Source organism: Micromonospora sp. NPDC005806 (assembly GCF_042871425.1).
GTDB lineage: Bacteria > Actinomycetota > Actinomycetes > Mycobacteriales > Micromonosporaceae > Micromonospora.
The window spans coordinates 25,841-36,811 of the sequence record NZ_JBIAIL010000053.1; the positions used below are offsets into that span (position 1 = coordinate 25,841).

General features: G+C 66.6%; 9 protein-coding genes and 1 pseudogene. 8 read left to right on the plus strand and 2 right to left on the minus strand.

Features of this window, described 5'->3' with window-relative positions; translation table 11 throughout:
- The first annotated feature begins 71 nt into the window (after positions 1–71).
- The 8 genes from ACFYOS_RS32780 to hemA all read left to right on the plus strand — a co-directional run bounded on the left by ACFYOS_RS32780 (position 72) and on the right by hemA (position 8,426).
- Positions 72–1,517, plus strand: a complete 1,446-nt coding sequence (locus ACFYOS_RS32780) for a hypothetical protein (protein ID WP_387150044.1) — start codon at positions 72–74, stop codon at positions 1,515–1,517.
- Positions 1,518–1,546: 29 nt separating this feature from the next.
- Positions 1,547–2,323, plus strand: coding sequence for a cytochrome c biogenesis protein CcsA (ccsA, locus tag ACFYOS_RS32785; RefSeq protein ID WP_387150046.1), 777 nt, complete (start codon positions 1,547–1,549; stop codon positions 2,321–2,323).
- A gap of 141 nt (positions 2,324–2,464) precedes the next feature.
- Positions 2,465–2,956: a cytochrome c maturation protein CcmE gene (locus ACFYOS_RS32790; protein WP_387150049.1), complete on the plus strand. Its 492-nt coding sequence runs from the start codon at positions 2,465–2,467 to the stop codon at positions 2,954–2,956.
- A 2-nt stretch (positions 2,957–2,958) separates the two neighbouring features.
- Positions 2,959–4,956, plus strand: a complete 1,998-nt coding sequence (locus ACFYOS_RS32795) for a heme lyase CcmF/NrfE family subunit (RefSeq protein WP_387150052.1) — start codon at positions 2,959–2,961, stop codon at positions 4,954–4,956.
- A 26-nt stretch (positions 4,957–4,982) separates the two neighbouring features.
- Positions 4,983–5,504, plus strand: a complete 522-nt coding sequence (locus tag ACFYOS_RS32800; protein WP_387150056.1) for a TlpA family protein disulfide reductase — start codon at positions 4,983–4,985, stop codon at positions 5,502–5,504.
- Positions 5,501–6,034 (plus strand): cytochrome c-type biogenesis protein CcmH, encoded by a 534-nt coding sequence (locus tag ACFYOS_RS32805; RefSeq protein ID WP_387150059.1) that lies wholly within the window; start codon positions 5,501–5,503, stop codon positions 6,032–6,034. Before ACFYOS_RS32800 ends, ACFYOS_RS32805 begins: the two co-directional genes overlap by 4 nt.
- Positions 6,031–7,014 carry a tetratricopeptide repeat protein gene (locus ACFYOS_RS32810; protein WP_387150062.1) on the plus strand — a complete coding sequence of 328 codons (984 nt, stop codon included), beginning with the start codon at positions 6,031–6,033 and terminating at the stop codon, positions 7,012–7,014. Before ACFYOS_RS32805 ends, ACFYOS_RS32810 begins: the two co-directional genes overlap by 4 nt.
- A complete protein-coding gene (hemA, locus tag ACFYOS_RS32815; RefSeq protein ID WP_387150065.1) occupies positions 7,011–8,426 on the plus strand; it encodes a glutamyl-tRNA reductase in 1,416 nt (471 codons plus the stop codon). Before ACFYOS_RS32810 ends, hemA begins: the two co-directional genes overlap by 4 nt.
- A 369-nt stretch (positions 8,427–8,795) precedes the next feature.
- On the opposite strand, the pseudogene ACFYOS_RS32820 reads toward hemA, so the two are convergent.
- A pseudogene (locus ACFYOS_RS32820) lies at positions 8,796–9,212 on the minus strand (hypothetical protein); the annotation flags it as partial.
- Between the two features lie 246 nt (positions 9,213–9,458).
- Positions 9,459–10,241, minus strand: coding sequence for a transposase family protein (locus ACFYOS_RS32825; RefSeq protein ID WP_387150067.1), 783 nt, complete (start codon positions 10,239–10,241; stop codon positions 9,459–9,461).
- Positions 10,242–10,971 lie beyond the last annotated feature (730 nt).

The following is a 10,971-nucleotide window of genomic DNA, read 5'->3' on the forward strand; positions in this document are numbered from 1 at the left end:
AGTGGGCATTGACATCTTTGTCCACAACGAGCACGCTTCTATAGAGCAGTCCCGTTAGCTTTAGAAATCAGGTGAGTGACATGACGCACTCGGCCGACCCCGGCCCTGACATCGGCAGGAATGAGACGGGGGCACCACGACCTGTCCGCTCGCTACTCGGACGCCACAGATGGACGATCGCTCTCGCCATCGGCGTCGCCGGTGCGCTCGCGGCATCGACGCTGACAGCCGCGGCGAGCCCACCCGTAGGAAGTACCCAGCAGTCTTCCGGATCGAACTCCGGCCCCGGCGGCGGAGACCAACAGGGGAACGATGGCGACCAGCTCATCGCCGAAGGCAAGAGGACCTTCCGCTTCGATACGTTCGGCGATGAGGCGTTCTGGGGCGACACCCTGCGCCTACACGAGGCAATCGCCGGCGCCGAACACGGCGGCGTAGGTCCGGGTGTCAGCCCGAAGACCGCGCTCTCGGTGGGACTGAAGGTCGACTCGGAGGCGCTACCGCGTTCGGTGAAGGACGCCCTCGCTGCCGGACAGGTCAACCTGGACGATCCGGCGGTCACGCTGAGCCTGCTCAAACTGAACGCGGTGGTCGGCGTCAAGGGATTCTTCGACAGCAACGGCAACCTGAACTCGGTTGGCATCGAGTGCGCGCTGTGCCACTCGACGGTCGACGATTCCTTTGCCCCTGGCATCGGGAAGCGCCTGGACGGGTGGGCCAACCGTGACCTGAACGTCGGCGCCATCGTCGGCCTAGCACCGAACCTGCAGCCTGTCGCGTCGTTGCTGCACACCGACGTGGCGACCGTGCAGAAGGTTCTCAGCACGTGGGGGCCGGGCAAGTTCGACGCTACGCTTTTCCTGGACGGCAAGGCGTTCCAGCCCGATGGACGCTCGGCTGCGACACTGTTGCCGCCGGCGTTCGGTCTGGCCGGCGTCAACCTGCACACGTTTACCGGATGGGGCTCCGTCCCGTACTGGAACGCGTTCGTCGCGGTCCTGGAGATGCACGGTCAGGGCACGTTGATCGACGAGCGGCTCGACAACGCGGAGCAGTTCCCGATCGCCGCGGAAAACGGCTTCGGGCACATCGCGCCCAAGGTGGACCTCGTCACACCGAAGCTGCCCGGATTGCAGGCCTACCAACTGTCGCTCAAGGCGCCCAAGCCGCCAAAGGGTTCGTTCGACGCCGTGGCCGCGGCCCGCGGCGAGGCACTGTTCAGCGGGCAGGCGGAGTGCGCGACCTGCCACGTGCCACCGCTCTTCACCGAGCCGGGCCAGAACCTGCATCCGGGAAGCGATATCGGCATCGACGACTTCCAAGCGGACCGCTCGCCGACGCACATGTACCGCACCAGTCCGCTGGCCGGGCTGTGGTCCCACCAGAAGGGCGGGTTCTACCACGACGGTCGGCTCCCGGACCTGAAGTCCGTGGTCGAGCACTACAACACCACGTTCCAACTGGGCCTGACACCCGCCCAGAAGGACGACCTCGTGCAGTACCTGCTGTCGCTGTAGACGACAACAGTCAAGATCGGAGCGATCCCATGAGGTACCTGTACCGGGCGCTCACTCTGGTCGGCAGCCGCCGCGCCCAGCGAATGCTGGGCGCGGCGGCGACCGCCGGACTGGCAGCGACGGTGGTAGTCGGGCTGTTCGTCGTCCCGCCGGATGCGGCCCAGGGTGACGTGCAGCGCCTGATGTATGTCCACGTTCCGGCGGCGTGGGTGGCGTTCCTCTCCTTCGGGGTGGTGTTTCTCGCCAGCGCCGCCTATCTCAAGACCGGGCGCATCCAGTGGGACCGGGTGGCCGCGGCGTCGGCCGAAATCGGTGTCCAATTCTGCACGCTGACCATCGTGCTCGGCTCGTTGTGGGGCCGTCCGGTGTGGGGCACGTGGTGGACGTGGGATCCACGACTCACCACGACCGTCGTTTTGCTGCTGATCTACGTGGGCTACCTGTCGCTGCGCAAGGTCGCGGACAGTCCGGCCCGCAGGGCTCGGTGGTCGGCGGTCGTCGGTGTGGTCGGTTTCATCGATGTGCCGATCGTCCACATGTCGGTTGTGTGGTGGCGTTCGCTGCACCAGGAGGCGACGGTGCTGCGGGCAGGGACGCCGACCATCGCCGACAGCATGCTGGCGACGCTGCTCCTGGCGTTCGTGGCGTTCTCGCTGGCGTACGGCTATCTAATGGCCGTACGGACGAGAGTCGGAAGGTTGGAGGACCGCAGCGCCCTTACGGTCTCGTCGCTCTCAACGCCGCGCGCACGCCGCCCACAATCGGCCGATGCCCCCGACACGATAGCGAGCACCCGCCATGCATGACCTCGGATACATAACCGCAGGGTATGCGGCGACGATCTTGACCCTGGTCGGCTACCGGTGGAGCCTTGCGGTCCGGGCTCGCCGCGTCCGGCGTTACGTGTCGACGGTCAGCGGGCGAACGCGAGCGGGGCGGCAATGACCATGAGCCAGGATCTGTTGCAGTTAGCCGATGCGCCGGCGGATGCTCCGCGCGTCCGCAGGTGGGGCGGACCCCGGCTGCGGATTGTGGTGGCACTCGCGGTGATCGTGGCTGCGCTCGGCTGGATCGCCGTTCGCGGCTTGACGGGCAACTTCGTCTACTACCTCACCCCGACCGACATGGTGTCGCACCACAAGGCGGATGTCGGGGAGCGCGTGCGGCTCGGCGGCTACGTGGTCTCGGGCAGCATCCACCGCACGTCGTCCGGACTGACCTTCACGGTGACTGATGGCACCGACTCGATGTCGGTGTCGGCCATGGGGTCGGTGCCGGAAATGTTCAAGCCGGACCAGGGCGTCGTGCTCGAGGGCGCTCTGGGTGCCGATGGACTCTTCCACTCCGACACGCTGCTGATACAGCACAACGGTGAGTATCGCCCACCCGAGTCGGGAGAGGCTCCGCCGCGCCGCGCCAATCTGGGCTCTGGGGGCTGACGATGGGTCAACTGGGGACCTATGCGCTGCTGTTTGGGCTGGTGTTGTCCGGCTACGGCATGGTCGCCGCCGCCGTGGGTGCCAAGGCGGACCGTCCGGCGCTTGTGGAGAGCGCCAGGGCTACCGCCTTCGGGCTGTTCGCGACCATGGCGGTGGTGAACGCCACGATGCTGGTCGCCCTGCTGAACAATGACTTCACGCTTCGCTACGTCGCCGACAACTCGTCACGGGAGACCCCGAGCTTTTACAAGGCTCTGTCGCTGTGGGCCGCCGACGACGGTTCGCTGCTGCTCTGGAACCTCATCCTCGCCGGTTACCTGGCCGCCGTCGCGCTGCGGTTTCGGCGGGACCGGCCACCGACGTTCCCATATGCGCTCAGCGTCCTGTTCGCGGTCCAGGTGTTCTACCTGATCCTGGTTAACGGTCCGGCACGGCCGTTCGCCAGCTTGGCGAACCCTCCGATGGACGGCAGCGGTCCGGCGCCGCTGCTGCAGAACCATCCGTTGATGGCGGTACATCCACCGTTTCTGTACCTCGGATTCATCGGCTTCACCGTACCTTTCGCGTTCGGCATCGCGGCGCTACTCGCCGGGCACGGCTTGGATCAATGGGTCTCGCTCATCCGCAGGTGGACCCTCGTCGTGTGGTCCTTCCTGACCGTCGGACTACTACTGGGGGCGCTCTGGTCCTATTCCGTGCTCGGCTGGGGAGGCTACTGGGCCTGGGACCCGGTGGAGAACGTCGCGCTCTTGCCCTGGCTCCTGTCCACCGCCTTCCTGCACTCGGCCATGCTGCAGGAACGGCGCGGCATGGCCCGGCTGTGGAACATCGCTCTCGTGATCGGTGCGTTCGCGCTGATGACGTTCGGAACGTTCCTCACCCGTGGCAGCGTGCTCTCCTCCATCCACGCGTTCGCGCAGACGCCGGTTGGACCGGTGTACTTGTCCTTCCTGACGCTGGTGCTGCTGGGTGGCTTCGGCCTGCTGGTCTGGCGCCTACCGGCGCTGCAGGCGCAGTCGCGCCTGGATTCGGCCCTCTCGCGGGAAGCGGCCTTCGTCGGCAACAACATGCTGCTGCTGGCCGCCACCGCGATCGTCCTGCTGGGGACGGTGTTCCCGCTCGTCGTCGAGGCCGTGTCGGGCGAGCAGGTGACCGTCGGCGGGCCCTACTTCCGCAGCTCGATCGCGCCGGTGTTCCTGCTGCTCCTGCTACTCGCGGGGACCGCACCACTGCTGCCCTGGCGCGCGACCAACCGGTCACGGGCCCTGCGTCGGCTGCGCGTGCCGGCGTCCGCGGCTGCCCTGGTCACGATCGCTGCTGCGGTGGTGGGCGTACATCAGGTGGCGGCCGTCGCCGGCTTCGGCCTGGCCACCCTCGTCCTGGTCGGGAACGGTCAGGAGATCGCGGCCGGGCTGGCAATCGGGCGGCGCGGCGGCCGTGGTGGCGTGCTGCGCGCCCTGCTCAGAGGGCGGCGACGGTACGCGGGCCTGACCGTGCATGTCGGTCTGGCGCTGGTCGCTGTAGGTATCACCGCATCGGCGAACTTGGGCCAGCAGACCGAAGTCACCTTGAAGACCGGCGAGAGCACCACCTTCGCCGGCCAGGTGATGCGCTACGAGGGCTTGCAAACCGACCAGCAGCCGCACCGCATCGTGCTCACCGCGCCGGTGTCCGTCACGACCTCTCGCGGTGACCGAACCGGCACGTTCAATCCGCGGATGAACCTCTATCCGGCGGCGTCTGAGCCCATCGGCTCGCCGTCGATTGATCGGGAGATCGTCTGGGATCTCTACATATCGGTGATCTCGCTGCAGGATAACGGCGGATCGGCCACGTTTCGCCTTTACCGCAACCCCGGCGTGAACTGGCTATGGCTCGGAGGGCTGGTGATGGCCTTCGGTGGCGCCGTGGCTGCGTGGCCGGTCCGGCGTAAGGCCGGCGGCGACGCGGGAGTTGACGCGGTGCACAAGCGCACCGTCGTCGGAGTAGGGGCCGCCTGATGCGACGGATCACGCACCGTCGGACCGTGTTGCTCGCAGCGGTCGTCGCGGCCGTGCTGGCCGTCGTCGCCCTGCTCGCGACCGGGCTAGGCAGGGATTCATCGGTTGCGGCGTCCCCTTTGATCGGACATACCGCACCGGACTTCACCCTCGCTCAGTTGGATGGCCCGCCGGTCACGCTTTCGCAGTTACGAGGGCAGGTCGTCGTCCTCAACTTCTGGGCGTCCTGGTGCAAAGAGTGTCATACCGAGCAGTCGGCCCTCAACGAGACGTGGCAGCAGTTCCGTGACTCCGGGGTAGTGCTCATCGGTGTCAATTTTCAGGACACGAGAATCGATGCTCGTAACTACGTTCGTACTGCCGGGATATCGTACCCGGTCGTCGAGGACTCGGATTCGCGAACGGCCCTGGCCTACGGTGTGCGCGGTATTCCAGAGACATTCATCATCGACCGGTCCGGTCGCATGGTCGATCGTGTCATCGGACCCGTAGACGCGGCCAAGTTTGCCAGCCAGATCAATTCGTCGCTGCTGGCCGGTGCCCGATGAACGCACCAGCGAGACCGGGACGGGTGCGGGCGGCATTGCCCCGGCTGATCGTGATACTCGCTCTGGCCGTGTGTGCCGTGACGCTGACGATAGTGGCCATGCGTGGCGAGACGGCGCCGGTCGACGAGGCACAGCAGGTGCAGCAGATCGCCGCGGAACTGCACTGTCCAGTCTGTAAAGACTTGTCCGTCGCGGACTCGCCCGCTCCGCTCGCTCGGCAGATGCGGCAGGAGATCGAGCAGAAGCTCCGCGCGGGAGAGTCCGCAGATCAGATCCGTGCAGGTTTCGTCGCTGCCTACGGCGACTCGGTGCTGATGACCCCACCGAAGCATGGCCTGGCTGGCGCGGCGTATCACCTGCCACTGATCGTCATGGCAGTCGGCGTACTCGTCTCTTTGATGTTGCTGCGCCGCTGGCTGCGTAAGCCCGAATCGGATCCGCCTGCGGGCGAGTCGCCGCCGCTCTCCGCGTCACAACGGCGCGCCCTGGACAGGGCCATCGCACGGCTGCGCGAGGAGGAACCGGGATGATCGCTGTGCTCATCATCGGTGGATTGGCTGTCGTCGTCGGACTGTTGATCCTTCATCCCTCCTTCTCCGCGCGCGGCTACCGGCACATTCGGACCCGTACCTCGAACGAGGTTCGGTATCGCGAACTACTGCGCCAGCTGCGCGATCTCGACGACGACCTAGCCGCCGGAAAACTGACCGATGTCGATCATGTCCTGCTCCGGCGGCCGGTCGAGCGAGAAGCCGCCGCCGTCCTGCGCCGTATCAAGACCCAAGGCCGGGCAGCCGGCTCCGGAGACGTCACGTCTGGGGCCGGATCCGGATCGACCGACTCATCGCCGCCGCGAGGCCGCGACGCCGCCGCGGGGGCGAGGCGGTGGCGTCGGCGGACCGTGGTGGTGCTGGCGTTCGCAGCTGGCATGGTGAGCGTCACGATCCTGCTCGTCAACGCGACCAGCCCCCGCAGCGCGCAGCAATCGATCTCGGGTGACCTCGCAGCTGGGACGGCGACGTCGGGCGGCAGCCGGAGCGACGGCGCTCCATCGTCGGATGCGGGGCAACAGTCAGCAACCCCCGGACAGCTCGCCGCAATCGATGCGATGGTAGCGCGAGTGAAACAAGACCCCAAAGATGTGGGTGGGCATCTCGCACTGGCGAATGCGTACGCCGCTGCCGGCGCGAGTCAGTTGGCTGCCATGGAGTACCTCGCCGTCACGCAGCTCGATCCCGCAAACGCCGAGGCGAACACGTACCTGGCCCTGCTCGCATTCCAAGTCGGCCAGGCCGCGCAAGGCAAATCCATGGTCGACCGTGTGCTCGCAGCCCATCCGGAATACCCGGAAGCGCTGTATGTCCGCGGCCTGATCCTTCTCATGGGCCTTCACCAACCCCAGGCCGCCGAAGCTGATCTCAACGCATATCTTGCCGTCGCCCCGTTCGGCTCCTACCGCACCGCCGTCGAGACGCTGCTCGTGCTGGCGGACACCCAGGATCAGCAATGACGCGGCTCAGCTGCCTCTCGATCTCGGGCTACGACGTACCCCTTGAGGTGCTCGAGCGGCTGGCCTATTCACGCGAGGAGCTTGCCAAGCGTTTGACGGCCTTGAGCACGAACAGCCACGCCCACGCCGTTACGGTGCTGTCGACATGCCAGCGCACGGAGGTGTATGCGACCTGGACGGGTGAGCCGGACGATGCGGCATTGCTGGCGGCGCTCGCGTCCGATCGGGGCGTCCCCGGCGGCAGCCTAAACCGCGTGGCGAGGACCTACCGCGACGACGCGGCCGCCCGCCACCTGCTGCGGGTGGCGAGCGGGCTCGAATCGTTCGTGCTAGGCGAAACTGAGATCGCCGGACAGGTCCGGGCGGCCGCCGAGATTAGCCGGACCGCCGGCGGCGGCGATGTCGTGCTCGATCGTCTGATGGATGCCGCGATCAGCGCCTCACGAAAGAGGCACCGACTGACCTCCATCGCGGCGACCAGTCGATCGGTTGCAAGCGTGGCGGTCGATGCCGTCGTGAGGTCGAGCCGCGACACGATTACCGGCCAACGGCTCCTGGTTGTCGGAGCGGGCAGCGTCGCCGCGGTCGCCGTGGCGCGCGCCGTCGAACTGGGTGCGATCGTAACGGTGTGCAACCGCACCCGTCGTAATGCGGACCGATTCGTCGCCGCCGGCGCCCGGGTGGTCGACCTCGCCGACCTTGCCGATTGCCTCGCGACGAACGACATCGTGATCCTCGCTACCGCCGCCCCACGCCCACTCGTCGATGTCCGGACCCTGCAGTCGGCTAGACCCGCCGGTGCGGGGTCGCTGACTCTCGTGGATCTGTCGTTACCGCGCAACGTCGATCCATCCGTTCGGGCACTGGCCTCGGTGCGGCTGATCGACCTGGCGGATCTGCGTGCGGGCGGCGCCAGCGATGCGGGGGACCTCGCCGACGAGGTGGCAGCCACCGAGGAGATCATCGAGGCCGAACTCGGGCGCTACCTACGATGGCTCGAGAGCCGGTCCGCGGCGGCTGCGCTGGGACGAATGCGCCGCGACGCTGACGACATCGCCAGGGAAGAGCTAGCGCGGATCGCTGACAGAATGCCGGCCGAGATTCGCTTGCTTGTCGAACAAACACTGCTGAGGACGGTGCACAGGCTCGTCCACGGGCCAACGCGCGAACTGCTCGCCGCCGCCACAGCTGGTGACACCCGTCTGGTCAATATTCTCGCCGGCCTGTACAACTCAACGTCCTCGACGAGCCGGCGGGCTATCGACGATGCCGTCTCAACGGCCAGTGATCCGGGCGCAACAACAACCCGGCTCTACCGTCCCGCCTTCGACGTGCAGCGATCGCAAACGCGCGCCCCCGAGCAGGCCGCGGAGGAACGCGGCGTTCATCCCGCACACCAGTTCGCGATGTGACTTGGACAATTCGGAGAAGATGCAGTTGCGGAGGGTCAGGTCCCCGGATTCCTGCAACTGCGGCTCGTACCCCAGCTGCTCGAGCTTGCGCTGGATCGCCTCGCGCCGTGCGTCCTTCGTCCGCGCCTGGCCCAGAATGTCGGCCCCAAGGCTTTCTCCAACCGATGTCGCGACCTCTTGCAGCGAATCGGCTCCACTAGACCCGGATAACCCAGCCGACAGTGCGGTGGCCATCATCGAAGCTGCCAGTGCATAGCGAGTCTGCGGAAGGACGATCGAAAAGGAACGCGGTGACACACTGTAGAGCTTGGCCGGACGGCCAGCACCAGGGCCGACCCGACCGGACAGTCGGCGATACTGGACCTCGAGCAACCCCGCATCGACCATCCTGTCCAGGTGGAAGGCCGCGAGCTTCACCGTGATCTCAGCATGCCGCGCGGCATCCTCGCGCCCCACCGGTTCGCGTCGATCGCGTAGATACGAGTACAGCCGCTGGCGAACTGGCTCAGCCAGCAGAGTAACCGCCGTTATGTCATCAGCGGCATTCATGCAACCCCCTGCCTGCGTTGACCAGGTTTTCAACCAGAGGTGAGCCGGTCGTCCGCGCAGACTAGCGTATAACCCAATCGGTCGCCGGTTGACCCGGGCAGGCGCCGCTGCATTATCTGATCGACGGGCACGCCACCCGTGGTGTGGTCTCGAGATCGGACTCCCGGGACGCCGACGCCACCGTTGGCCGTTCTGCTCCACGGAGCTTCGCCGCTCTGCCGGAGACAGACAGAGCATTCAGGTCTCCACGCAGACTGCAGGCCGAGGCTCCGACGGGAGCCGGGCCAGCGTGCCCGGTGCGTTGACAACTTTGCGCACGCTGCCGTCGAGGACCGATCTATCTATCTCGGCCATCCATCGGACTTGCCGACGATGCCACAGGTAAGGGTCGTCCTCGTCAGCCTGGCACCAGTAGTCACCGACGATTACGCCTACGGCGGCGCGGCCCCGTCGCATCGGCACAACTGCCACATCGAGCCATTTTCATCCTGTGTAGCGGTTCGCTTCGACGTGGTGCAGGACGAGGATGGCCTGCACGATCGCGGTGGCGCGGCGTGGGCAGCAGCGCAGCTTGGTCAGGATTTTCCAGGTCTTGAGCGTGGCGATGGCTCGTTCGCCGCGAGCGCGGATTCTCGCGTGCGTCCGGTTGGCCGTCTTCTGGCGGCGTGACAGCTTCGGCCGGAAGCGGCGCCGCTTGAACGGTGTGCGCACGCTGCCCCGAGCGCCTTGGTAGCCCTTGTCGGCGAAGGTCATCACGTCTGCGCTGGCCAGCGTGTCGATGATGCCGTGGACGCGGGCGGCGGTGAGGGCGTGCGCCGAGCCCGGTAGTGCCGGTGAGGCCCACACGAGCCGGCCAGCCGGGTCGGCGATGACCTGCACGTTCACGCCGTGGCGCTTGTGCTTGCCGGAGTAGTACGGTCTCTGGTCCGCCACCCGGTCGATCGGAATCAGGGTGCCGTCCAGGATCGCGTACGCCAGGCGGCGGATGCGCCGCATCGCCGTGGCCAGGTCCTCGGCGGCTGCGGTGAGCAGGGTGATCGCTTCCCGCACGTAGCGCCAGGCGGTGGCGACACCGACGGCGAACCCGGCGGCGAGCCGGGTGTAGGTGTCACCGTTGCGCAGGTGGGCCAGGGCAAGCAGTGCCTGTCGCCCGGGGTCGAGGCGCCGCCACCGGGATCGATGCTGGGTGCGGTGCGCTCGGATGAGGTCGGCGAGGTGGTTCAGGGTGCGGCTGGACAGCGGGATCGTGGAGGGGTAAGACAGCACAGGCGAGGCTCCCGGTCGGGGCATCGGATCTTGGTCGACTGCTGTCTTACCTGGAGCCTCGCCCTCATCGATTTCCGGGCCCGCCACACCCGCCCTGAACTGCAAGACCAGCCTGGAAAAGGCTCATCGTTAGGCCTCATGTCTAGCCTGAAGGATCGCCAGTACCTCACGAACACGGGGAACGCGCGCTCTGGCCACTCTGGCAGCGCGGCTCTCAGTATTCGGAGGATTGGCTCCACTCCCGGCCATACCGACAGGTCGGGCATTTCTGGCCCACCGATTGCGATCAAATCCTCTGTGAGGAAACGCCGCTCAACCGCTTCGTCGTTCCACGCGCGCACTCGCCAGCTCTGCGCCTTGTCATTCGGCTCTAAGGTCGGCACCAGCTCAGTGTGTTTTCCGCCGGAGCGAACCTCCACTGCAATCGCCGCAGTGGATTCGAGAATGGATCGAGCATGATCCGCACCATGGGTGATTGCGGGACCAGTTGGCGCGGCCGATCCGGGAGGCAGTACCGCGAGGCCAGGATCCGGGGAGCAGGATGGGAGCAGCCGGGTGCACGGCAGGCAACCGCGCCGAACGGCACTGAAGAGCACCAAATGGCACTCGCGCCAACCTGCGATTCTGTATTTCCACAGGTCATCCCTGAAGGAGCGGGGCCGGTCAAGGGGTGTGCTGGCCTTGCTTTGGGTGTTCTCCGTCGTGTTGTGGGCGCGCCGAGGTGAGGCGT